Source organism: Sporomusa termitida, assembly GCF_007641255.1.
In the GTDB taxonomy this organism is placed as follows: domain Bacteria; phylum Bacillota; class Negativicutes; order Sporomusales; family Sporomusaceae; genus Sporomusa; species Sporomusa termitida.
Map to the genome: position 1 here is coordinate 4737328 of NZ_CP036259.1, position 24641 is coordinate 4761968.

A 24641-nucleotide genomic window follows, 5' to 3' on the forward strand; every position below is an offset into this window, starting at 1 on the left:
ATTATTGTTACTCAGCCCGCTTATATAATGGTTTAAGGCGCTGCTCGATTGTAATATTTTGAACCTGTACAGCCGCTTGTGCCTCAGCATAAAACTCCAACTGGCTATTTACCATTTTACCGCGCTTATCAACGCGTCGGTAGGTGCCATCTTTTTTCATAATATACGCTTTTTGGTTGTCTGTGAGGGAAATTTCCAAAATATCTTTGATTCTTTTAATATGGTTCAAATCCTCAATAGGGAAAAATAACTCTACCCTCTCATTAAGATTCCGTGGCATCCAATCAGCGCTCGATAAAAACACCCGCTCATTGCCACCATTGCCAAAATAAAATATGCGATGATGCTCCAGGTAGCGCCCGACAACACTACGGACCGTTATATTATCACTTACACCAGCCACACCAGGCCTAAGAACACAAATACCCCGTACAATCAGGTCAATCTTAACACCTTGGCAGGAGGCCTCATACAGCTTGAGAACAATATCTTTATCCACAAGTGAATTCATTTTGGCAATAATCCGTCCGCCTCTACCACCTGTTGCAAACTCAATCTCCCGGTCAACCAATTCCTTAATTTTTTCCCGCAGCCCCAGCGGGGCCACAACAATTTTATTCCATACCGGCGGGTCAGAGTAACCTGACAATACGTTAAAAAAGGCAGAGGCATCAGCCCCAAACTGATCATTAGCCGTAAATAACCCCAAATCGGTGTACAGTTTGGCAGTAGCATCATTATAGTTGCCTGTTCCCATGTGAACATAACGTTTAATGCCGTCCTGCTCCTGCCTGACCACCAATATCATTTTGGCGTGGGTTTTCAATCCCACCAGACCATAAATAACATGACAACCTGCTTCCTCCAGGCGTTTAGCCCAGAGAATATTATTTTCTTCATCAAACCTGGCTTTTAGCTCGACAAGCACGGTAACCTGCTTGCCATTTTCTGCAGCCTGAGCCAATGATTTTACGATTGGCGAATTACCACTCACCCGGTACAAGGTCTGTTTAATCGCCAAAACCTTAGGATCCCATGCCGCCTGACGAACAAATTCCACTACCGGCTCAAAAGATTCATAAGGGTGATGCAACAGAATATCCCGCTCACGGAGAGCTTCAAATAAATTATCACTGCCAATAAGATCCTGGGCCAGTTGCGGCCCCATCGGGCTGTAGCGAAGGTGCTCCAGTCCCGGGGCCTCACTAAACTTGAAAAAGCAGGTAACATCAAGTGGTCCCGGAATCTCATAGACATCCTGCTCTTCAATATTAAGTGTTTGCACTAATAACTCTTTTAATTGCTTATTATTGGTTTTACCTATCTCCAGCCTCACAGCCTGGCCTCGCTTGCGCTGTCGCAGCGATTTTTCAACTTCGGCCAGAAGATCTTCAGCATCCTCCTCATCAATGGAGAGGTCAGCATTTCTTGTTATCCGGAATGGCACTATATCTTTAATAATGAAACCATGGAACAGGTGTGCACAATAATGTTTGATAATATCTTCTAAAAATACAAACTGCCGTTTACTTCCCTCAGAAGGCGCTTCGATGATACGGGGCAAAACGCCGGGGACCTGAATGACGGCGGCATGGGTCTCGCCCCGCTCACGGCCCAAAAACACAGCCAGATTAAGGCTGCGGTTGGCCAGAAAGGGAAAGGGATGACCGGCATCCACGGCCATGGGGGTTATAACAGGAAAAATAGTATTGTTATAATAATTCTCAACCCATTCAAGCACCCGATCATCGAGGCTGTTGATATCGGCAAAATTAATATCGGCCCCTTCCAGTTCCTTAAGAATATTTTTTAAATACCTGTATTTTAACTTAACCAATTCATGGGTATCTTCAGCGATACTTGCCAGTTGTTGTCTGACCGTCAGGCCGGCCGCATCAGTTTTATTGATACCGCTTTCAAATTGATGTTTAAGCCCAGCCACACGAATCATAAAAAACTCATCTAAATTTGAACTGGTAATGGCAATAAACTTGAGGCGCTCTATCAGTGGCTTATGTTTGACGTCGGCCTCTCCCAGCACCCTCCGGTTAAACTTGATCCAACTTAATTCCCGGTTAAAGAAGAATTCGGGATTGTCATGGATATCACAGTCTCTGGCATTTGCCATAATCATTACCCCGCCCTTCTAATCAATATTGCTTTTATGCCAAAAACATCTTCAAAAAAATCAGCTTTCTCCGCAAAAGTCCACCTTTCCAGCGACATATCCTCACTACTGACTACAGTTATAATCATTTCATCGCCCCGCAGTACAACATCGGCTTGGCTGACTTTTTGCCGATGGCTGCGATCAATGGCATCGGCAATCCGTATGATGGCAGAAAGCTTGGAAACCGTCACTTTTTGCCCTGGCGTTAAACTGGCCCAGTTAGTATCAGTGTCGGCGGGAGTGCCTTTGGAATGATAAAATGCTATATTGGCCATTATATGTCTCTCGGCTTCTGAAAAACCCATAATATCTGAAGAAATAATTAAACGGTAAGAATAGAAATAATGACGTCTTAAATTAACGTATTTGCCAATATCATGCAGAATGGCGGCCACTTTTAAGAGGCGCCTGTGGCGCTCGCCCAGGCCATGCACACGGGCCAGTTTATCAAACAGGAGTAACGACCACTTTTCGACAGCGGCCGCATGATTAGGATCATAATAATATTTTTTGCCTATCTCCCAGCATAAACTAATCAGTTGATCTTCAATCAGCTGCTTATGTTCATGGCCGGTCTTTTCAGCAATATGTTTAATAATAACGCCATCAATAAACTGATCGCTCGGAATTGCAATCTCTTCGGGGTTAGTGAGTGATATAATCTTTTTGTAAAGCACGATCGTAGGCAATACAATCTCGGCTTTATTTTCAGTAAGATCAAAATTCTTTATAATCTGCGGCAGATTAAGTGAACCAACCTGCTTATAGAGATTGTTAAATTCGGACAGACTGACAAAGGTAACCCGTCCTTGCTCTTTCCCCAGCATTTTTAACAGCAGCTTAGTCTCAGGCCCTGATAGTATCAGCCGCTTAATATTATGCTGGCACATTTCCTTCTCTACCGGCTCGATAGTACTGCTTATATATTGGGATAATGCTTCATGAAAATGGGCTGAATCACGCTGGCTTTTATCAAAGCTTTCTTTAATCCTCAGCGCCCCGATATGGATATTTTGCTGATAAGTAAGGCTGCCCTCTTTGTATAGTGTAAAGCCAAGTCCACCAGAAGAAATATCGACAAATAGCATACCATCCTTTTGATTCAGCAAGCCCCTTTCGTTTACAGTCTTAACCAGGGAAACATATTTATAAAAAATTTCTTGTGGCATGTCAACAACTTCCACATTAAAACCACTCTTCACTTTTATCTGGTCAATAATGTACGGTTGGTTTTGCGCTTCACGGATAGCAGTAGTTGCTACCAAACGATAATCACGCACCCCATATTCAGTAAGTAAACGGCGGTAGCCCTTTAACAGTTCACAAACTTCGCTTACGGCGCCAAAGCTGACACGCCCGGTTTTAAAGGTTTCCTCACTTAACATTACCTGTCGATAGCTCTGTTCAACGATTCGAACATCATCCAGTGTGGTATATTCGACAATCTGAACACCGATCTGCTCTGAACCAACATGAATGGCAGCAAACCGGTCCGGAGCATGTCTGGCCATTGTCTGCCCCCCCTAAATATCTTGATTTTATATAATATGCTCTAATTCGACATTAACAACCAAAAATCCTATCATTTTTGGGACTTAATACTAAATTAACAGTAAATTAATGATATTATCCTTTAGCAACATTTTTTTGCGAATGATACATTTTGGTAGTCTAATCTAGCAGGATTTTATAAATAATAGCAATAACTATGTTATACTAAATTGTTAGTCCAAAAGTGTTAGGAGCTGAACTATTTTGACAGAACGGGTAGCAATCATCGACCTGGGTTCGAATTCAGCCCGCCTGATTGTTATGCACATCTACCACAATGGCGCTTATAACCTCGTATACAATCAAAAAGAAACAGTACGTCTGAGCGAAGGCTTAGCCGAAACCGGGGTATTAGCCCGTGATTCAATGTGGCGGGCCATTGGCACGCTTAAAATTTTTGCCCATATGTGCCAATTAGTAAAAGTTGATAAAATCCTTGCAGTCGCAACAGCCGCTGTTCGTATCGCTAAAAACGGCAGTGAATTCATCAATCTGGCACAGCAGCATACCGGCATCCCGCTGCAGGTTATCAGCGGAGAAGCCGAAGCCCACTTAGGCTTTACAGGTATCATAAATACCATTGATGTTGACAGTGCGCTTCTTTTCGACTTAGGCGGTGGCAGTACCGAAATAACTTTGGTAAAGGACCGGCAGCCGGTCGAGGTTTTTAGCCTGCCGTTTGGCGCTGTCAATCTTACCGAAAAAATTGGTTGCCAGGATAAGGTAAGCGAAATACAGTTAGCAGCCATGCGCGGACATATTATCACACGACTGGAACGACTGCCTTGGCTGAAGCGGCTGGGGCTGCCTATTGTTGGTGTCGGCGGCACAGCCCGCAATATTGCTAAGATGGACCAGAAGCGCAAAAACTACCCGTTTCCCAAAGTTCACAACTACAGGCTTGGAGCGATGGCTTTCGATGAATTGTGGCGGACGCTTACTAAAACTAATCTGACTCAGCGCCGTAAATTTCCTGGACTGAGTACGGAACGGGCTGATATTATTATCGCCGGAACAACCATCGTCAAATCACTGATTGATCTGTCACTGTCGACTAATATTATCATTAGTGGCTGCGGTGTACGGGAAGGAATGTTTCTTAATTACTATCTAGCCAAACAGCAGCACTCTGAGATTATTCCTGATATCCTGATGCATTCAACCCACAATATGCTATTATTTTACAAAGGCAATGAAACGCATGCCTATCATGTAGCCAAGCTTGCTGAAACTATGTTTGACAGCTGGCAGCCTGTTTTAAGATTAGACAGTCGTGATAGAAAGCTGCTGAGAGTAGCAGCATTATTGCACGATATAGGCATTACCATCAACTATTATGATCACGCACGTCACAGTGCTTACCTTGTGGAAAACGCCCGCCTCTTTGGCTTAACTCATCGTGAACAAATGCTGGCGGCAGTGGTTGTTGGCTGGCATAATGGCCCCTCAGCCAAATATATCCGCAATAAACTATATAATGAATTTCTTGACCAGCATGACTGGCAGACGGCCCGCAAGCTGGCACTCCTTGTTGCTTTAGCTGAGAGCTTGGAAACAACTCAGCTGGGACTGGTGCATGATGTTATTCCCTCGTTTTCCTATAGCCAGGCTCATTTGCGCCTGTTAACAGCTGATCCGGTAACGATTGAGCGGCAGGCTATAGATCAACATCGTAAATGGTTCAAAAAAGAGACGGGACTAGAGTTAACAATCAGCTAATAAAATAACACCGGCGGGATATATCCGACCACCGGTGTTATTTTATTAGCGGTTCTAACCGCATAATGCCCCGTCCAGCATGAATACGGGGGCTGCAAGGCCGGAAATAGCATTAGGTACTGCTTGCTGCACCACACCTTTGCAGCGCAATAAGTTATGTTATTCAGTTACATTTATAGCAATTAAGTGCATACTTTTTTTTATTTGCCAAATTATAGATAAAAGGATAAAATAAAGATGTCTATGCGATTTTTCTAGGAGGAAAACGCTATGCCTGCAGACTTTTTATACCCAGCTTCAGGCCTTACACTTCTACCCGAATTTATACGCAAGGTCTTCCCTATGGTTGAACAGGAACTTTCATCCTGGCAGCGGTATGCCGAGGAAAACGGTATGCGGGAATTAGCCGACCAAGCCTTGGCTAGTCTTCATTCCAAAAAATTTCATTGTCAGGGCGGTAGTATCTACAGCCTGTATAAAGGCGTGCCTACCCGTGAATTTGTGCGTCTGATAGTAGCGCTCCAGACCATAAGTGATTATCTCGACAATTTATGTGACCGTGCCGGTTTTACAGATGAAGGAGCCTTTCGCCAACTCCATTTGGCAATAACTGATGCGCTTGATCCCGCCACACCGCTTAATCAGTACTATATCAACTACCCCTTCAAAGATGATGGCGGCTATTTGACAAAGCTGGTTAACACCTGCCGTGATGAAATCTTAAAACTGCCGGCCTATCATTTAGTCAAAACAGAACTTCTCCGGCAAGCTGTACTCTATAGTGAGCTTCAGACCTACAAGCACCTTGACCTTGCCATAAGGGAAAAAAAAATGCTTGACTGGATAAATTGCCACCTACCAAAATACCAGGGAATCAGGCCATGGGAATTTGCTGCCGCTACCGGCTCAACATTAGGGATGTTTATGTTGTGTGCTGCCGCTTATAATCCAAAACTCACACAAAACCAGGCTGATCAGATTTCCTGCGCTTACTTTCCCTGGATTAACGGCTTACATATCCTTTTGGATTATTTTATTGACGGAGACGAAGACCGCCTGAGTGGCGATCTTAACTTTGTTGCTTATTATCCGAGTCATCAGGAAACGCTGGACCGGCTGACTTATTTTAGCAAAGAAGCCCGACGCCGGATAGCGTTGCTGCCGGAACCAGCCTTTGGCCTCACGGTAGTTAACGGTCTGCTGGCGATGTACCTGTCCGACCCCAAGACCGACGCGCCGGCCGAACGCGCGATTCGGGACAGTCTGCTGGATTCGGCGGGATTGTATCCCCGGTTCATGTACAGGCTATGCCGATTGCTCAGAAAAAAAAGTATTCTTTAATTAAAAAAGTGAGCTTCGGCTAAGCTCTTTAGGCTGTCGGCAAAAGCCGCCTATATGTTTGGTATAGAGTTTCTTATCCCTGACTTGCATTAAGATTTTATAAATTATGACGGCCACAAAGAGGGATTGCTACTTCTGCAGTTAGCAATCCCTCTTTGAATTTTTGATTACCCTCAGAGCTTGCTTTGGCTAACAGCTTTAATTATCGCTAAAGCATAGTTACCGCTATTGTAAAGATCCTCTTCTTTAATGAATTCATCGGTGGTATGCACCTTGGACATGCCTGTGCCAAGTACTGCCGTCGGCACGCCAAAGCTGTTGAAATAATTGGCATCACTACCACCGCCGGTGGCTTTGATGACTGGTTTCAGGCCGATGGTTTCGGCCGCCTGGCGAGCCAGCATCACTACCGGCGCGGACTCGGACAACACATAAGCATCATACTCTTTACTAATTTTAACCTCACAGCGGCCACCGGCGGCTTTAACCGTCTCTTCAAATACTTGACGCATATGCTCGGTTTGTGCTGCCAGCTTGCCGGCGCTGCGGCTGCGGGCCTCGGCCTTGATTTGAACTATATCTGGTACAATATTAGTCGCTGAACCGCCTTGGATACTACCAATATTGGCTGTAGTCTCAAAATCAATACGGCCGTCTTTGACTGCCGTCAAAGCCTTACCGGCCAGGATAATGGCATTAAGTCCCTCTTCAGGGGCAACGCCGGCATGGGCCTTTTTACCATATACAGTAATATCAATTTTATTTTGGCCAGGAGCCATATTAATAACTTCACCAGGTGATCCACTGGAATCCAGAGCATAGCCAAGATCAGCCCTTAATAAAGCCGGATCAATATTTTTAGAACCGTTAAGGCCGCCTTCCTCGGCAACTGTAAAGATCACCTGAATGCTGCCATGGGCAATATTCAGCTCTTGCACAATTCTCAGGGCTTCCAAAATGGCCACCACGCCGGATTTGTCATCAGCACCCAGAATCGTATCGCCGGATGAGGTAATGATACCTTCTGTCAATACCGGTTTAATATTGTCACAGGGCTCAACACAATCCATGTGGGCGGTAAACAACAGACAAGGGGCCTCGGCCACAGTACCTGGTAAATAACCCAATACATTACCGCAGTTACCGCCGATCTTGCTGCCGGTATTGTCTTCTGACACCTCCATATGTAGGTCAGCCAGTTTTTGTTTAATGATATCAGCCACCTGACGCTCTGCCCGGGTTGAACACTTAATTTGCACTAACTCCAAAAACTCATTTAACATCCGCTTCCGGTTAATTATATGGATCCCCCCTACATATTTATTTAAGCACCCAACCATATTAAAGCTATCATCTGTAGAAAGGGTGCTCATCATGACAAAAACAATCATCCTGGACGGCCATAACCCCAAATTAGCCAATGCTCTTACCGATTATGGGTTTCAGGTTGTGGACATCACTAACCGCTCTAAACCCGGCCATGCTGCTGACGCTTATCTATATACCAGTTACCGGCCTGATACAGACGACTGTCTTACCAGCCGGCCCGGCCACGCTGATATTTGCATTGGTAATTACCATTATAACACATCTGATCACCCAGACACTGTCACGTTAAATATTACCGGCTTAACCGCCAGCCAGATTGCTGATATCCTGATCCACAAACTCGCACACCGCCCCAAACTCTAAACCGCTAGTGCCTTGGCAAAGTTAGATGTTAGTTTTAGACAACGTAGATTTTTTCGCAATGCAGGGCGGAGGGCGCTAACTGATTCATTAAGATCTGCTTTAATGATCCTGTATGATATGGGCCTCTTATTACTGGCACGGGCCGCGCAGACCGGCAATCTGTCAGCGACGACAACGAAGCAGGGCGGGAAAAGACCGCAATATAAGCCAAACTTTTAGGTGACACACGGCACTATGACTGACGTACAATCAGTGCCCTGCCCCGGGTCACTGCCCCTTCACCAAACCGTTCCTTCAAACGATCAACAGCTTGGGCAACAGCCAGTATTTTTCCATCCCCTTGATCAAACAAGGACATTTGTCCGCTCGCAGTGGCAAGCCCGCTTACGGTTACGCCCAGCAGCCGCACACCTTCATTCAGAGTAATATTGGCAAGAGCTTCTTCAGCAATGCGAAAAATAGTTTCATCAAGATTAGCCGCTACTACCAAAGTCTTACTGCGGGTAATCGTCCGGAACGATGCAAATCGCACTTTAACAGTAATGGTTCGCCCACTTAGGCCCTGCCGCCTAAGCCGCCAGCCTACCATCTCAACCAGCAGCCACAACTGAGTCTTAAGCCCTTCCCGGTCCCGGATGTCTTCGGCAAAAGTGTTTTCTTTGCCAATTGATTTAGGTTGCCGGTCTGCAACGACCGGCCGCTCATCCTGGCCGTTAGCAAGCTGATGAATAATATATCCCACCTGACCACAATGCTTGGCTAAATTCCCCGGGTCAAACCGGGCAACCTCACCAATGGTTTTAAGTCCCAGGTTGTCTAGTATCTGCGCGGTAGACTGGCCTACACCCCATAACCGCGTAACCGGAATAGCAGCCAATACCTGTACCACCTGTTCCGGGCGGATAACCATCAATCCGTCCGGTTTCTTCATATCCGATGCCAGTTTAGCCAGAAATTTATTAGGGGCTACCCCGGCTGAAGCCGTAAGGCCAAGCTCAGATTTGATACGTTCTTTAATTTTAACAGCAATATCGACCGGACTGCCAAACAAACCGTCCATACCTGTAACATCAAGGAAAGCTTCATCAAGTGACAATGGCTCAATTACCGGTGAAAAATCAGTAAATATCTGTATAATTTGCTGTGAAACCTGGTTATATTTTTGATGGTCCGGCGCTAAAAAAATACCGTGAGGGCAGCGTCGTTTAGCCTCAATAGCCGGCATAGCTGACCGAACACCAAATTTACGGGCTTCATAGGAGGCTGTAGCTACTACACCACGCGGCCCGGTACCGCCGATAATAACAGGACGGCCACGCAGTTCGGGATTATCCCGCTGCTCAACAGCCGCATAAAAAGCATCCATATCGACATGAATAATCCAGCGCTGCATTGCGCCACCTCGCACAAGTTCATTTAGAACGCACGTTCTATTGTAAAATTATACATCAATAAGGCCGGCTGATCAACATACGGTTACTAATCTTTGAATTTATTCCCCATCTATGCTAAACTAATGATTAAAGAAAGGAGGAGTTACATATGAAAATCGGTCTGCTCTGTTTTGGTATTATCCTGTTACTGACGCAGAGCGCAGCGGCGGAAATATCGCCAATTATCTGGTCAGAATCAATTCGCACTGCGCCGCCGAAACCAGTCAAAGAATGGATTAATCTTGACAATCATATGATTTTAAAATCTGACCGCAGCCTCTCAATCAATCTGAGTGAGCATTCACCACTAAAATCGATTGAATTGCGCCTGGATGATAATGAATACTTACATTTAAATAAACAGGATTTCCTTTTCAAGATTCAACTTTCAGATAAAATCACCCGGATTATTGATATCCCGTTCGGTGAACATAAATTTAATTAGAAAAATTGGCTTATGCACTCGTCTTTTAGGACGCAGCCAGAAGCCTTACCTTTTTTTATCCGGTGTCATAGAAATTCTGCTGGGGTTAGAAAAAGAAGTCCAAAGCGATAACACGTCAGGACTTCTTTTTGTTCAATGACCAAAATACTTTAATGTCTTTTCAAAAACCTGACCCAACATTTCTTCACCTGGCATTTGGTTAGCATTAACAAATTCCAAATCAAAAGTAATATTATCCAATTTGATAAAAGGTACCATTTCATGATGGGTTTGTAAAAATACCGGCTCGGCAAAAGAGTGAACAATCTTTTCCTGTTCGGTACCGGCGCTATTTCGTTCTTTGCCATAATAATCAAAAACACCCTGAACAGAGTCCACACAATTGCCGTTCTCATCGTATAAAAAAGTATATTTGGGATTTGCATTCATTTGAATCATTTCGTCACCTAAGCCGGCCTGCTCTTTCGCCGCTTTAACCCAGGCCGCATCCACGTTAATCCGGATATTACTTATAACAGGCTCCCAAATTCCGGCAGTCAGCGGCGCCAAAAGCTCATACAGAATAATACCGGCGTTTGCTGCCATATCTTTAACATCTTTCTTATATACCGGCTGAGTCACAATAACACCCATAACCTGTCCTGGAATATCTCTTACAATCCGCAAGAAGGAAAATAATTCACCCAGACTTACCTGCTCTTTCGCCTGAATAAGTATTTTATAGATAATATCACCATCGGTAAACTCCCAATATATGTCGGCTTCATGGGTTTCTGTCCGGCCTTCGATCACAGCGTTGTACTGAGCCTTAATAGTTTTAATGGCAGCTGCACCGGCGATTGCTGCATACATATCATAAACAGCCTGCTGATAGATGTTTTGGGTTGTCAATATAACACCACCATACTGATTAATTGCCTATTATATATATTTTACCGCCATTTAAGTATAAATACAACGTTTCTGCTTATTCTTGTGCCCATTCCTCACTTAACCGATATATATCCCGTCTTAAGGTGGCGCTCCGATTAAAGCTACCCGGTAGTGCCTTGTCTTCCTCCCGGATAAATTGTTCAGTTTTTGCGCTTAAATTATCCAGATAATGCAGGATTTCCGCTTCCAGGATCATCGGTTCCACCGGACTGCCCCACTCAGCCTGCCCATGATGGGAATAAATACAGTGTTTAAGGATTAAGCAAAGCTCTGCCTCCAGATTAAATTTCCTGCACGCCTGTTCAACCAGCTCCATCCCCAAATAAATATGGCGCAGGAGTTTTCCCGCTTTTGTAAAACCAACCGGCAGCCCCAAAGCATCCACTTCAATCTCACGGACCTTGCCAATATCGTGAAATAGAGCTGCAGCCAGTAAGATATCCTTTTTGACCCTGGGGTTACGAACACAATAGTCCAGAGCAGTTGTCGCGACCTCCACTGTATGCTGGAGCAAGCCTCCGATACAGGCATGGTGGTTCTTGACTGCACCGGGATGGCGCTTAAACCTCTCGACAAACTCTTTATCATCAATAAAGACATAGTTAAGTATTTGCTTTAATGATTTACACTCCACGCCGGCAATGATTGCCGTCAATGCCTCATACAACTGTCCGATATCCTGTGATGCCATCATGCCCAGCGTGTTTAGCGCCTCATCGATCTCCTGGCGCGAGGGGATAGCAACACTATCAATAATTAGCTGCGGAGCCTCTTTGAAGTGATCAAGGGTGGCTTCAATATACAATACCAGGTTTTGCTGCAAAATCTGTGAGTACTCGCCCGATATATCCCAGAACTTAGCAGGCACATCAAAGCTATGATCGCTAATATAACAATCACCATAGGTCTTGCCGTTTTTTGCGGTTTTAAGCTCAAATCGCGAAACACGGTATATCCCCGCCAAGCGGGCCCCTTTCGGATTCCTGACCAATTCACCAAGCTTCATCGTAATTCTCCTTCACCGGTAGTCTGCTTTCTGCTTAAACAGCAGGAAATACTTAAATATTCTGCTGCGGACAGACAAACTCCTGTCAAACAACAGGGAACGCCTGCTAATACAGAAAATTTCCTGCAGCTTCCGGCTAACCCACATGCTTACTACAACATATTTGAAGATTATAGCAACTACCTTTACAAGCAATGGCTATAAATATGGTCAGGGCAATCATGCAATACAAATTTTTGAATAATCCACAGCTAAATTACACATTTATATAGTAGGGTACTATTATCCCGATAATGTTATTTAAGGGGGTCATACAATGGGCGGGAGAACTCTTGATCAGTTTCGTAGCCGTCAGCGGGCTAAATCTAAAGGATCGCAATCAACGCAACAAACACCTAAAACTGCTGACGATTATCAACACAAGCACACTAAGCCTACCCAAAACCCGGAAGAAGTCTAGCATCAACTATATTGACAACTTTCCGTTTTTGTTACAGCAAATGGACCTCCGCCCCGCGGAGGTCCATTTACCTGTAGTTGCCAAAACAGATTCATATGTTTTGGCCGGTACTGTCCCCCTCCTCCAGCCAATTTATTCACCTTTCACCAGCTATGCTAATATAATATACCAATAAATATAAGGGGGGTATTATGTTGGCTTCCTACGATAAAATTATAAAATATATTGTAGAAAAATTTCAGCAGGCTCTTTATCCTTTGCAAGAGATAACAAAAAATCAAGAAATTATTATTGCCCAAAATAAGCAAATAATCGATTTACTGGCAACTCTAAGTAATAGTCGTGAGCATGATACGGTGCAAGAAGATGTAGTGATCAGTGAAACAGCCGTTAAACCGGAAGCGCCCATAGAAGCTTAAACAGCTTATACAAAGACCACTTCCAAGAATTCAGTTTGCCGAAAATTCCGGAACAATGTCATTCTGACAAGCAGCTAAATCGTTTGTGAGACTGTTAAAATCGCTTCCCGAGGTGTTGCAAATGATTAGAAAAACTTGGCTTATGCCAAGTCCTTTAGGACGCCAGCAGAAGCCTAAGCTTTTTCTTAGCCCTTAGATCATAGTCCCGGAATTTTTATAAATTCTGATGGGGTAAAGAAAACACGGCTGGCGCCGAGCCTTGGCGAAAGCGTAAGCCGATGTTGCCCTTATCCAGGGAAAGTTATACTTTCTATCCTGAAAAATAACATTTTTTATTCTTTGCTGGTGCCGTTGTAACGGCATGGCTGTCTATCAGGATAAAAAATAGGCGGGTATAAATCCGCCTATTTCTTATGCCTTGCTACAACTATGGACAAACAACAAAACTATTCTAGCAGTTTGTAGCCTGTCCTTACTTAAAGATTGCTGAAATCGAATTACAAATCGTATAAATTGTAAGCAACGCTGTAAAAATTACGATTGGATGATTGCGAAATCGAATCAAGCTACTGATCACCTCACATTGTTTTGCTACTCCATACTATTCCCCGTTTGTAAGTATGCTAAACAACTGTGAGCATAAAATTTTTGTTAAGCAAGTGGGTTTTTCTTAATGTAAGATTGACTAATAGGTAACAACGGTCAGGCCTGCCAGTTACTTCCGCCTTTACAGCGGTCGCTTATCCGGACTCGTGGCAGCTCTGCGGTAAATTAAATCACCCGGCACTGAATGATAATTTTTTTTAAAAAAGGGTAAAAAAAATTTACCAGGGAACACTAGCTCTGAGGTGATTAATATGAAAAAGTCTGTTGAAGAGCAGAAGCTTGACGCAAAAATGCCGGCAGGGTATGGTCCGAATAATCCTGAACCATTATCCCTGAGGGAATCTGAACTTCCAAAAGAAAAAAATACTCATCAGCCAACTTCACAGTATAATACCACACCCGATGTTAACCCCACTGCCAAGTTGGTAAATAGAACGGAACCATAACCGGGCTATTAAAATATCGAATAATTTAATAGCCCGGTTCATTGCCCGGCCTCCCGGACCGATGCCTCCGGTAGTATAATTGTTTGGCGGCTGGTAAAACTAACACCAACTTCTCTCTCCTTTTTTAAGCGCCGTTCATCCTGGACGGCGTTATTTTACTGTCTATTGACTATGAAGCGCATCGCATGCAGCCCACAAGAATGCCACAACAATAAACAAAGGTCTTGTTTATTAATTGTTTACAATTTATACAGGCTTTTTGTTCAGTTCCCTAATAAATAAAAAGAGCCCCTCAGGGCCTAGACAGAAATACAAAATTGACCAGATCACATAAAGAAGTCTATCCCACACATACTATATAGGGATAGTTAACCTCACTACAACAGAACAGGAGGCGGGCGCTATGACAACAATAGCAATTGCAGTATTAATTGTGATCGGTATATGTTTCTTAGCTGTCACGTACTTCGAAAGAGTATCCTATCCCTGGCAGTAAATTTTGCCGTTTGGAGGGCTTACGTAAGCCCTCCAAAATTAATTCATTAATGCTGTAACCCAGGGCTGTTCGTTTAAAATTCAGCACTATTAATAATTTGATGAAAATAGTTAACCTCTTCCGGTGATATATTGGAATGGGCATAATCCGATCTTACACAGTCCTTAATCAGGATTTCGTTATAGCTGCTACAGTTGTACGCTACGCTGGTGCTAATTATTTCCTGGAGCAATGCTGTGGCCGGTTCAATAGCTGCCGCTGGTGTTGCCGGATCTTTTATGACTGTAACCAGATATTCAGCCCGCATAGCATGATGCATTTCTGCAACAATTGCCGAATCGAGAATTCTATAACCTAGACTTTGTGAAAGACAGATATAGGTCCGGCAACTTGCCGGTCGATCTTTGTAAACAAGACATCTTGCCAGGCCATCCAAATGCCGGCATTTCTTATGTCCTGCAACCAGGAATACCTCCAGTTTATTGTTCCCGACATCAACAAACAACTTGGAAACTATGCGTTCGACCTTGCCTTTAGCAATTTTCTTAGCACTGACACTATCCATATTGATTTTGAATCTGCCTTTACAACAATGCTGTTTGCAGATATTACAAGGCAACGGATTTTCAGTCAAAAACGCATCGACAGCATCAAAAAAATCCTGCACAGTAGATCCGGGCGTTAACCCCACAAGATCCACCTCATTTTCTTTGTTAAAAATCAGCTTCAGTTTGACCATTCCTTTCTAAAACCGGATGATAATAATTCTTTTCCGGCACCGCTATGAGCCAATAAAGATATGGACTATCTTCTCTTTTAAATCGCTAATTCCTTTAAATCAAAAAACCGTCCACCCAAGGGGAAGACGGAGAGCAAGGAGAACAGTTCTATAGTTACAGAACGATTACCGTTCTGAGTTATATATTTATCATAACCACCAAATTTTAGAATTAGTTTAGAATGAAATTTAATCTTACGAATTAAAATTAGCAAATGATAGACAAAAATAAATAGCGAGAATATAATGAAAATAGAAATAATATAAGGAGGATACGATTATGCTAAAAGATTATCCTGCTACTCAATTATTTCTTATATCGTTGGTGGTATTATTGATTTTGATCTTTATTACTCCTTTTATAAGGGAATGGCACGTTTGGGCCTTACTGCTAGACAGCCTGAAATTTATAGTAAAAGTTATCTGTGGCTTTTTCTTACTCTGTACAATTGTGATTGACGGTGAATCTATCTTCGCAAAAATAAAATCACATCGCTAAATAGAGCTGCCGATAGTGCAGCTCTTATTCATTAATTACAAATTATGTTAATCTAAGAAAATGCAACTTATGTACGCTCTGTTTTAAGCGCTTCTAACTCCTTAATGATATTAGGCAATTCCGCCAACAATTCCTCTAGTTCTTCTTCACTCATGTTTACACTATCCAGATTATTACTTTCGGCACCAGCTATCACTAACACCCCCAGTAAAGTTTCATTTTTAATTAAAAATTGCCAGGATTACACATTGTGTGCAACCTGGCAATCATAGATGTTAACAATCTTTAGACCCATGGCTTTGCGTCCCTTCCTTTTAGAAGGTTTGCTCTGATATATTTATTTCCTTATAAAGAATTATAAACGAAAACCGTCCGCCTGACAACCCTCTCCCTATAATTTAACCCTCTGCCATTCGCAGAGGGTTAAATTATAGTTTATGTTACATAGGTTGTGTCATTCACAGCCACATTTATGCCCGTTCCACAAATGCTTGCTCTTGCACATCCATTCCTGCACATCATTTAAGGTCTCGCCAAACCGCTGGAAATGAACAACCTCCCGTTGCCACAAGAAGCGGAGGGTATCTTTAACACAAGGGTCATCCGTACAGGCAATTAGATGCTCGTAGGTCACCCTTGCTTTCTGTTCTGCGGCCATATCCTCAGTTAAGTCGGCGATTGGATCACCAAGACAGGCAATGTACGAGGCACACCAAGGTATACCGTTGGCATCGGTCCAGAACAGACCATGATTATGCTGTACATATTGACCTTCCCAGCCAGCCGCTTTAAAATCTTCACAAGTTGCACCGTCAACCAGTTTATATACCATAGCAGCAATCATTTCCATATGAGCCAGTTCTTCTGTTCCAATATCTGTCAATAGAGCTTTTGCTTTATCTGTAGGCATACTATAGCGTTGATTCAGATACCGCAGGGAAGCCCCCAGCTCACCGTCAGGCCCTCCATACTGAGTAATAACCATTTTGGCAAATTTTACATCCGGGCAGGTGACGCGTACAGGATGTTCCAGTTTCTTTTCATATATCCACATATCCACTGCTCCCCTATCACATAATTATAATTCCCAAGGCCATGGTCCTTGGACCCATTGCCAGGGTTCCTCGGATAAGCCGCCAAAACCAAAATTTAGAAGCGGTCCAAATTCAGCCTCATATCTTTCCTTATGCTTTTGTAACATTTCTACAGCACAGTTAAAATCATTAATTGCATCACGGTCACAGGGATGGGTGTCAAGATAAAGATTAAGTTCAACAGCTACAAACTCCATCTCCTGAACTTTTCTAAGCATTGCCCGCTGTTTATCATAGTTCACTTACTTTACACCTCCATGTTTAATCTATTTGGGTATTGCGTAGGCACCCCAAAGCTCGGGAAACAGCGTGCCCTTGACAAGCGCTTCAGACGGGGTAAATGCTTTTTCATAATATTGCCACGGGACATACGAGTGAGCCAGCATAATACAGTCCGGCAGATCACCGTCCATGTCTGGTCTGCATTCTAGACCTGCCATATCGCACATATCCATGTTATGATCTATATCTTCGACCAGATCATCGCTCTCACACATATCGTCCAGATCGTGAAGCTCATCCTTCATTTTCATACCTTTAGCTTTTGCGCGTTCTTCATCGACTTCATTCCGGGTCTTTTTTCTCACAAAGAAAGCCTCCTCTCAATTAACCTATTGTATTTTATGTGAAGCTAACAAAAAACGTCACCTTATTGTCACAAAAAAATCCGGCAGGTCCAAAACCTGCCGGATCAACCGCAATATTAGGAAACAGGCATTATTAGAAAGGCCAGAATGTATAAAACAATGCCGGCTCCACGATACAGAACAGACAAGGCCCATGCCAGACGGATTAACGTAACATCTAAGCCGGTATAAGCGCTAAAACCGGCGCACACCCCCAGAACCATACCATGTTGCTGATCAAGAGCCAGTTGCTGATGAATGCCGGCCGACTCTGGTGCACCAGCACCCTGAATAAACTGCCACACAGTCAAACCACTGAAAAGATATGCACCGGCCCGGATTAGCCAAATCATAAGAAAAGGCCCCCTTTACAGAAATGCCTGCTACGACCGGCGGCTTACCCTTGCAAGCCGCCAAATTTGTCAGACAATTCCATCACTAAATTAATGAATAGAAAAATCATTTCATTAGTAATTATTACCGTAAAGGTAAGCCTTTAAACACGATATTTAGGCGCCGCCCGGACGTCTGTCTTTTTTAACCAGCTTTAGCTTTGAACGAACAGGGGGCGCCGGGGCCTGCTCCGGGCGAATGGCTTTAGCATTTGCCCTCCGGCCAATACTAATTAAGAGACCTACTGCAGCACAATTGATAATAAGGGAAGTCCCGCCAAAACTGATAAACGGAAGGGGTACGCCAGTAACCGGGAAAACGCCGGATACCATGGCAATATTGCCAACAGCCTGCCCTACCACCAGTGCTGTCACACCGACTGCCAGCATAAAACCATAACCGTCTGGGGCACGCCGGGCGATCTGTAATCCATACCAAGCGATAGCACCGAACAGCATTAAGACAAGGCCGGCCCCTACAAAGCCCATTTCCTGGCACAATACGGCAAAAGCAAAGTCTGTATGAGCTTCCGGCAGATAGTGAAATTTGCTTGCTCCCATGCCCAGCCCGGAACCAAACAAACCGCCAGAGCCAATCGCCAAAAGTGATTGTACCGTCTGATAGCCGGATGTTTGCTGATAGGCCCAGGGGTCAATCCAGGCCAGAATCCGTTCAGCCCGGTAGGCTGCGGCATATACTAGATATATGGTTATAGTAGCGGCTGCCATGCCTAAATAAGTAAGTTCCTGCCGGGGAATACCTGCCAAAACATACAGTACCAGACCCAAACCAACAATAACGGCAGCAGTACCCATGTCAGGCTGTTTAAGTACCAACACGCCCATAACCAGTGTAACACCTAGCGGCCAGGAATATAGAGATACCGGTAATCCCCGGTCAAGCCGGGCTCCCAGGTAAGCGGCAGTAATCACAATGGTCGTAAGTTTGGCTATCTCGGAAGGCTGAAACTGAAAGCTGCCAAGCTTAAGCCAGCGTCTGGCCCCGTTGGCATACTCTCCATTAAAATGGACAGCCAGCAGTAAGCCAACGGCTGCAAGTATCGCTACTATCAGCCAACCGCGGCTTAGCTTGCGGTAATCAATGGCGGCAGCTATAACCATAACCACAAAGCCTACGCCAAAAGACAGCAAATGCCGGCTAACAAAAAAGTAGCCGTCCTGAAACAACTGCCCCCCCAGCACAAAGCTGGCGCTAAACACATTCACCGTACCGATCAGGAATAATATCCCAGCAATAAAAAATACCGCCTCAGCCGGGCTAACCCATAGTTTGGGAAACCTTCGAATCTTTTTTGCTCGCACGTACGGGCACTCCCTTCAAAAACACGTTAACCAAACAGCCATTAAATCATAGTATATAATAAGACTCAGCTTAGAAAAGTTGCACTCTCTTAACTCCCAGCGCTAAAAAACGGGAGCTGTAAGAAATCGATAAACGATGGACAAAAAATGAGGTGATCGCATGGGGTAACACCATATAAGCTACTGGCTGTTGATGCTAGTACCCATACCGTAATTATTGTGGATGGCCCCAGCGGGGAAATCCTGACTGAACTGGCCTTTTCCCCGGAATTAAGTCCCACTGAGCTTACTGTAACTGCCGATTATACAAAAGCTTACCTGCCCTGTGCCAATACCAGCGGAAAAAACGAAATATTGACAGTAAACTTAATCAACCAGACACTCTATAGCCTGCCAATGACAATTCCTTACCCTGCCCAGTTTATCTTAGCCGAAACCAGTCTAACTTCTGCCTACCTTGCCGAAGCCTGCGGCACACTGCACCGCTTTGATCTGGCGGCAATGTCCAGCCAGACACTCGGGGCACCGGCGGTTAAGGCAAGCTGTGTGGGCTTAGCGGCTGATGCCGGGAGAATTTATGCCGCCTGGGAACATCATGCCGGCGGCACTATTATGGAACTGGACACTAATGGGAACATCGCCTGGCAAAATGATATTGCCGGCATTCCTACAAATATTATTTTAGCCGGCAGCCGCCTGATAGTACCATTTACAAACACAGCTTTTACCGGTGAAGGTGTGGCTTTGTTTAACTTAAGTAAAAAGCGCCGTATACCGCTGGTAGTGACTATTCAATGTCCCAGCTGCCGCAGTCTCGCAGCCTATCCCTGCCATGCCGCCGTGGCACCAGATAATCAGACTGCGTATATTGTCAACGAAGATGGAGCATCTATTTTTGTAATTGACCTGAGTACCGCCCAGATTATTGATCGTCTGGCCATCGGGAGATCATTATCCCGTTTATACCTGATTCCTAACACGGACCAGGCAATTGGCACCAGCAACTTATTTGCCGATCTCAGCCTGATTGATTTAGCCAGCGGACAGCTGTTGGCAGTGACAAATACCCAGCGCCAGCTTATGTCAAGTATTGCTATTCTCCCCTAATAGTTCGCTACATACAGGCTAAACCCCTCCCGCAGATCGGGAGGGGTTATTTTCAGTAAATTATTATATCTTTAGTTTTCCTAGCTGGCGCGGCCAGTTTTCGCCCCATTTATACTTGCCTTTTTTACTATTCTTTTCAGTTTTAGTCTGCTCCGCTACCCCTTTGTCTGACAAAATTTCAGTTTTAATCTGATATTTGGCTTTTGTTTCACTACTCAAGTCGTCGGCCCGGCCTACCTTGCCCTCGCTGGAGTCTGCATCAGTCTCACTATGCTCACGATCGGTTTCGGGTGTGTAATCTAGTTCAATATCATCAATAGGATTTTCTTCAGAAACCTGATCCCGTTCTACAAACTCTGTGCTTTCGCCAATATTGCAGGCAGCTTCTTCATCAACAAGGATGCCAAATTTGGTATGATTCTTATATTTCACGTCGGCACAGTCTTTTTCTATCTTAATTACGCCTTTTTCCATCATAGCCAGCACCAGGAGGAAATGATCTGTTTCGCGGCGGACATGGTCGGCTAAAACTGCAGGAATTGCACTAAGCAGCCTATTGGTAATAATCATGTCATAAGTTGCCTGCTCAAAGTCGCGCAGGCGAACAGTTGCCGCACGACTATCCTGGAGAAAGCGATTGAACGCAGGCAAGTCAATAGACTTATGCTCAAAAAAGCTCACATAGTTCCACCCCTGCATTGTCAAGTCGTCAAATTCGGCTTGATAGCCCCTGACAACATCAATCAGGCTGATCTCGGACGGGTCCAGCCTGCTGCCGATAAATTTGGTATGTTCAGCCATAATTCTCAGCCAGAAATCAGCTTCAAGCGCTTTGACAACAGCTAATTTCTTACCAGCCCGAATTTTCTCTAAAAGAGCCATAAAATATTCGGCTTCGCGAATTATATGGTCAAAAAAGAGTGGCGGTAACGCGCTGCCCAGTTTATTGGTCAGCGATAAGCCAAGCAAAAGGGTTTTATACTTAATAAACTCTTTCAGAGACGCCATAGTGTCGGTAATAAGTTCAGCAAATTTTTTCTCAATCTGAGGTTTTTCAGCCCGCCCACGCAAAGCCTTAAACTCCCGTTCAAAACTACTGGCTTCTTCAATCAAATCAGGCTTATCAAAGGGCAGACCGGTCTTTATGAACAGAGCATGATCTTCCATGATATGCAGCCAGAACTTGACTTCTTCAAGATCAAGTGGCGGCACCGGCTGAACATTGCCTGTACCAGACGAGCGACGCGGCATAGCAACACACTCCCAACAAAAACGGATTTTAGTGTATTGTATGCCGCGTATGGCCGTAATGTGTTCAGTTAGTGTCTGTATCAGTCTTAAAAAGTAGCGATACAGCGGCAAATAGGCAGCCCTAACAAGCTGAACCGGGTTTCGTACTCGGTCATAATATTTTCAGTAAAATTACTGTTATGAAGATCATAGGTTATATAATCAACAGCAAGCCCAAATTGGCTAAACTGTTCTAATGAAAAATCAAACAGCTGTCTGTTGTCTGTTTTAAACCACAACTGACCGCCAGCTTTTAAAACAATGCGATATTTTTCCAGAAAACCGGCATGAGTGAGGCGACGTTTGGCGTGACGGTTCTTAGGCCAGGGGTCGCAGAAATTAATATACAGCCGGTCAAGCTCCCCGGGTGCGAAAATAGTCAGCAGATCATTCACATTAAAAACCATAAGGCGCACATTCTCTAATTCTTTTTTCCGAGTCTTGAGGGCCGCATTATAGAGAACATCCTTTTGCGCTTCAACACCAATAAAGTTAATTAAATTCTGATGCCGTTCCGCCATCCCGGTAATAAAATCGCCTCTGCCAGTACCGAGTTCGGCATGCACTGGCCAATGATTGCCAAACAAGGCCGCCCAGTTACCCTTAAGTTCTTCACCCGGGTTTTGCAGTACGATATTAGTGAACGCTGTTAATGCCTCAGCAACCCAGGGCTTCTTTCTCAGTCGCAAACGTGCTCCTCCTTACTCCTTATCCAAGCCATATTTTTTTATATAGCGATAGAGTGTGACCCGACTGACATCAAGCATATTAGCCAGGCGGCTGATATTGCCCCCGGCAGCTTTCCAGGCTTCAACAAAGGCCTCTTTATCTTCCTTCCAGGCTTTGCTTAAACGCTGCTCGCCGGGCATGGTAATCTCATTAGCGGAAATAATATTCCCGGCAGTACGGAAAAAGGCCTGCTCGATTACTCCCTGCAGTTGCTTTATATTGCCAGGCCAGTCATAACCCATAATCACCGCTGCGGCCTCCGGGGCTAATTGCTTGGCAGGCAATCCATGCAGAGCTGCCAGCTCCTCGACAATGTGCGCAGCCAAACCAGGCACATCGTCCCGCCGCATCCTTAGTGGCGGGACCCGCACGACAGACCGGGAAATAAGTTCATATAATCCGGCAAAAAACACACCTTTTTCAACCAAGCGTTTAAGATCAGTATCGCAAGCAGCGATAACCCTGACATCAATAGGCCGCTGTACACTTTCCCCGCACCGTGATAAATTGCCGTCTTTGAGGGTCTCTGCCAGCTTGTCCTGCAAAACTGTAGACAGCTTCTCGATCTCATCGAGAAATAGCGTGCCCCCGCTGGCCAATTCTAATTTACCCGGACGCCCCTCAGCCTCGTTCCCACCGCGGCCGAATAACTCCACTTCCAGGATTTCCGGCGGCATATCACCACATTTAACAGCGATCAGAGGGCCGGCCGCCCGGGAACTTGCCTGATGAATCCCGTGCGCTAACCGCTGCTTACCAGTGCCTGATTCGCCTTGCAGTAAAAAGTGATAGTCATTTCTAGCCGTACGGCTGGCCTTATCCTTCATCGTAGTAAATACCTGACTGTCTCCTACCATGCTTGACAAACTGTAGCGGGCCGTGTAACCAGCCGTATGGGCAACCAGGGTCCGCAAATCTTCAATAGGTAATGATACAGCTACAATACTCTCTACCTCACTGTCATCGCCGGCAAGTGGCACAACAGTAGTAATATCCTCATAAGTTTTGCGGGGGGTTATCCAGGTGACCTCCCGATTATAAGAAGGAACCCCGAGAAACCCTTTATAAATTGGTGTATGCCGGTAGTTTACAAGCACATCACTCAGGTTTGGTCCTTCATTTTTATCTTCGGTCCCAGGTGGTACAATGCCTAACAATCTGCTGTTACCAAGCTTATTGGCATAAGCGACCTCACCACCGGGTAAAATGTGATATACCGCGAGCGGTACCGCATCCAGGATAGTGTTCTTGGCATTTAAACTGGCTACCATGGCCAAATGCTGTTCCATCGCATATTTAATACTGAGCACCATGGCCACCATCGCGCTATAAGGCAGTTCCTCCTGCTGGATTGAAACCACTGTTACAACAAATTTCACTTGGTTATCTACGATGATGGGGGCAGAGCAGGCGTCGCCATTTTGACAGTCTTTAATCCACATCTCGGGGCCAAACATTAGAAACGGGACCTTATTTCGGAAAGCGATACCAATACTTGATGTACCAATGTCTTCTTCCTGCATACGGGCACCCTCAAGCTCCCCGGCAGTTTTCTGATAAAATGGCATTGCATAATTTTTTAGGACATACAGGTCCTGATCCGTTAATAACATACTTAGGTTATAGCTGGTAAAATGCTCTTTTATCTCATTATATAATCCATCCAGGAAGTCAATGGCCGTAGTATAACGTTCCCGTCGTTTGCTGATTTCTTCTCTTGACAGCTTAATGTTCAGATGGAAGACATCGCGACCCACACCCAGGTCTTTGCTGCGCTGCCAGGACTCACCAATCCAGGGATGAACATTAGGGTCAACAACGCTGTCATTAACAAATTTATTGTAATATAGTTCAAGTTTTGCTTTATTGCGGCGCTCACGAATCATTATATACCTCCAATATATGTCTTATTAATGTCCAATAAAACTGATAATGTCAAAGATACCTCTTTATTGGATTCATCTAAGATACTATCACATAAATATGACATTTCCATTCTATTCTTTCCATCCCGATCTACTTAAACACATTTTTATAACAACAATCTGGTAAGAATAAACTATGCAAACATCAGGCGGGGTTTTAT

General features: G+C 44.5%; 24 protein-coding genes and 1 riboswitch. Of the genes, 8 read left to right on the forward strand and 16 right to left on the reverse strand.

Going from position 1 to position 24641, the window contains the following annotated elements; all coding sequences use genetic code 11:
- Window positions 1-7: 7 nt before the first annotated feature.
- Both SPTER_RS21880 and SPTER_RS21885 read right to left on the reverse strand, forming a co-directional pair.
- Window positions 8-2134 carry an RNA degradosome polyphosphate kinase gene (locus tag SPTER_RS21880; RefSeq protein WP_211367368.1) on the reverse strand — a complete coding sequence of 709 codons (2127 nt, stop codon included), beginning with the start codon at window positions 2132-2134 and terminating at the stop codon, window positions 8-10.
- The gene (locus SPTER_RS21885; protein WP_144352326.1) at window positions 2134-3681 is read right to left on the reverse strand and encodes a Ppx/GppA phosphatase family protein; all 1548 of its coding nucleotides are present in this window, start codon (window positions 3679-3681) and stop codon (window positions 2134-2136) included. Before SPTER_RS21885 ends, SPTER_RS21880 begins: the two co-directional genes overlap by 1 nt.
- Before the next feature lie 244 nt (window positions 3682-3925).
- Here SPTER_RS21885 and SPTER_RS21890 point away from each other — a divergent pair, with 244 nt between their 5' ends.
- Together SPTER_RS21890 and SPTER_RS21895 are read left to right on the forward strand one after the other, a co-directional pair.
- Entirely contained in the window at window positions 3926-5440 is a 1515-nt protein-coding gene (locus SPTER_RS21890; RefSeq protein ID WP_144352327.1) for a Ppx/GppA phosphatase family protein, read from the forward strand.
- A gap of 342 nt (window positions 5441-5782) precedes the next feature.
- Window positions 5783-6781 (forward strand): tetraprenyl-beta-curcumene synthase family protein, encoded by a 999-nt coding sequence (locus tag SPTER_RS21895; RefSeq protein WP_246105395.1) that lies wholly within the window; start codon window positions 5783-5785, stop codon window positions 6779-6781.
- 173 nt (window positions 6782-6954) lie between these two features.
- On the opposite strand, the gene SPTER_RS21900 is transcribed toward SPTER_RS21895, so the two are convergent.
- Entirely contained in the window at window positions 6955-8082 is a 1128-nt protein-coding gene (locus SPTER_RS21900; protein WP_144353038.1) for a M20/M25/M40 family metallo-hydrolase, read from the reverse strand.
- Window positions 8083-8155: 73 nt separating this feature from the next.
- Here SPTER_RS21900 and SPTER_RS21905 point away from each other — a divergent pair, with 73 nt between their 5' ends.
- Window positions 8156-8473, forward strand: a complete 318-nt coding sequence (locus SPTER_RS21905) for a hypothetical protein (RefSeq protein WP_144352329.1) — start codon at window positions 8156-8158, stop codon at window positions 8471-8473.
- A 232-nt stretch (window positions 8474-8705) separates the two neighbouring features.
- Here the strand turns inward: SPTER_RS21905 and dinB are convergent, their stop codons facing one another.
- A complete protein-coding gene (dinB, locus tag SPTER_RS21910; protein WP_144352330.1) occupies window positions 8706-9866 on the reverse strand; it encodes a DNA polymerase IV in 1161 nt (386 codons plus the stop codon).
- A gap of 149 nt (window positions 9867-10015) precedes the next feature.
- Here dinB and SPTER_RS21915 point away from each other — a divergent pair, with 149 nt between their 5' ends.
- Complete coding sequence (locus SPTER_RS21915; protein WP_144352331.1) at window positions 10016-10351, forward strand: hypothetical protein; 336 nt, start codon at window positions 10016-10018, stop codon at window positions 10349-10351.
- A 132-nt stretch (window positions 10352-10483) separates the two neighbouring features.
- Here SPTER_RS21915 and SPTER_RS21920 read toward each other — a convergent pair whose 3' ends face one another.
- Together SPTER_RS21920 and SPTER_RS21925 are read right to left on the reverse strand one after the other, a co-directional pair.
- A complete protein-coding gene (locus SPTER_RS21920; protein WP_144352332.1) occupies window positions 10484-11242 on the reverse strand; it encodes a hypothetical protein in 759 nt (252 codons plus the stop codon).
- 76 nt (window positions 11243-11318) lie between these two features.
- The gene (locus tag SPTER_RS21925) at window positions 11319-12290 is read right to left on the reverse strand and encodes a 3'-5' exoribonuclease YhaM family protein (RefSeq protein ID WP_144352333.1); all 972 of its coding nucleotides are present in this window, start codon (window positions 12288-12290) and stop codon (window positions 11319-11321) included.
- A 651-nt stretch (window positions 12291-12941) separates the two neighbouring features.
- On the opposite strand from SPTER_RS21925, the gene SPTER_RS21930 reads away from it, so the two are divergent.
- Together SPTER_RS21930 and SPTER_RS21935 are read left to right on the forward strand one after the other, a co-directional pair.
- Window positions 12942-13169 carry a hypothetical protein gene (locus SPTER_RS21930; RefSeq protein ID WP_144352334.1) on the forward strand — a complete coding sequence of 76 codons (228 nt, stop codon included), beginning with the start codon at window positions 12942-12944 and terminating at the stop codon, window positions 13167-13169.
- Between the two features lie 857 nt (window positions 13170-14026).
- Window positions 14027-14221: a hypothetical protein gene (locus SPTER_RS21935; RefSeq protein ID WP_144352335.1), complete on the forward strand. Its 195-nt coding sequence runs from the start codon at window positions 14027-14029 to the stop codon at window positions 14219-14221.
- Window positions 14222-14790: 569 nt separating this feature from the next.
- Here SPTER_RS21935 and SPTER_RS21940 read toward each other — a convergent pair.
- Window positions 14791-15456, reverse strand: coding sequence for a YkgJ family cysteine cluster protein (locus tag SPTER_RS21940; RefSeq protein WP_144352336.1), 666 nt, complete (start codon window positions 15454-15456; stop codon window positions 14791-14793).
- A 319-nt stretch (window positions 15457-15775) separates the two neighbouring features.
- On the opposite strand from SPTER_RS21940, the gene SPTER_RS21945 reads away from it, so the two are divergent.
- On the forward strand, window positions 15776-15994 hold the full coding sequence (locus tag SPTER_RS21945) for a hypothetical protein (RefSeq protein ID WP_144352337.1): 219 nt from the start codon (window positions 15776-15778) through the stop codon (window positions 15992-15994).
- 67 nt (window positions 15995-16061) lie between these two features.
- On the opposite strand, the gene SPTER_RS25740 is transcribed toward SPTER_RS21945, so the two are convergent.
- From SPTER_RS25740 to SPTER_RS21970, 6 genes are all read right to left on the reverse strand, one after another.
- Window positions 16062-16190 carry a hypothetical protein gene (locus SPTER_RS25740; protein WP_281289471.1) on the reverse strand — a complete coding sequence of 43 codons (129 nt, stop codon included), beginning with the start codon at window positions 16188-16190 and terminating at the stop codon, window positions 16062-16064.
- 54 nt (window positions 16191-16244) lie between these two features.
- A riboswitch (cyclic di-GMP riboswitch) is annotated at window positions 16245-16332 on the reverse strand.
- 116 nt (window positions 16333-16448) lie between these two features.
- A complete protein-coding gene (locus SPTER_RS21950) occupies window positions 16449-17048 on the reverse strand; it encodes a manganese catalase family protein (RefSeq protein WP_144352338.1) in 600 nt (199 codons plus the stop codon).
- 24 nt (window positions 17049-17072) lie between these two features.
- On the reverse strand, window positions 17073-17330 hold the full coding sequence (locus SPTER_RS21955) for a spore coat protein CotJB (protein ID WP_144352339.1): 258 nt from the start codon (window positions 17328-17330) through the stop codon (window positions 17073-17075).
- Between the two features lie 24 nt (window positions 17331-17354).
- Complete coding sequence (locus tag SPTER_RS21960; protein ID WP_246105396.1) at window positions 17355-17675, reverse strand: spore coat associated protein CotJA; 321 nt, start codon at window positions 17673-17675, stop codon at window positions 17355-17357.
- A gap of 116 nt (window positions 17676-17791) precedes the next feature.
- The gene (locus tag SPTER_RS21965) at window positions 17792-18067 is read right to left on the reverse strand and encodes a PspC domain-containing protein (RefSeq protein WP_144352340.1); all 276 of its coding nucleotides are present in this window, start codon (window positions 18065-18067) and stop codon (window positions 17792-17794) included.
- Window positions 18068-18223: 156 nt separating this feature from the next.
- Entirely contained in the window at window positions 18224-19429 is a 1206-nt protein-coding gene (locus tag SPTER_RS21970) for an FtsW/RodA/SpoVE family cell cycle protein (RefSeq protein WP_246105397.1), read from the reverse strand.
- A 219-nt stretch (window positions 19430-19648) separates the two neighbouring features.
- On the opposite strand from SPTER_RS21970, the gene SPTER_RS21975 reads away from it, so the two are divergent.
- Window positions 19649-20536 (forward strand): YncE family protein, encoded by an 888-nt coding sequence (locus tag SPTER_RS21975; RefSeq protein ID WP_144352341.1) that lies wholly within the window; start codon window positions 19649-19651, stop codon window positions 20534-20536.
- 63 nt (window positions 20537-20599) lie between these two features.
- Here the strand turns inward: SPTER_RS21975 and SPTER_RS21980 are convergent, their stop codons facing one another.
- From SPTER_RS21980 to SPTER_RS21990, 3 genes are all read right to left on the reverse strand, one after another.
- Window positions 20600-21787, reverse strand: coding sequence for a DUF2935 domain-containing protein (locus tag SPTER_RS21980; RefSeq protein WP_144352342.1), 1188 nt, complete (start codon window positions 21785-21787; stop codon window positions 20600-20602).
- 86 nt (window positions 21788-21873) lie between these two features.
- Entirely contained in the window at window positions 21874-22515 is a 642-nt protein-coding gene (gene trmB, locus SPTER_RS21985) for a tRNA (guanosine(46)-N7)-methyltransferase TrmB (protein ID WP_144352343.1), read from the reverse strand.
- Between the two features lie 12 nt (window positions 22516-22527).
- Window positions 22528-24441, reverse strand: coding sequence for a sigma-54-dependent Fis family transcriptional regulator (locus tag SPTER_RS21990; RefSeq protein WP_144352344.1), 1914 nt, complete (start codon window positions 24439-24441; stop codon window positions 22528-22530).
- Window positions 24442-24641 lie beyond the last annotated feature (200 nt).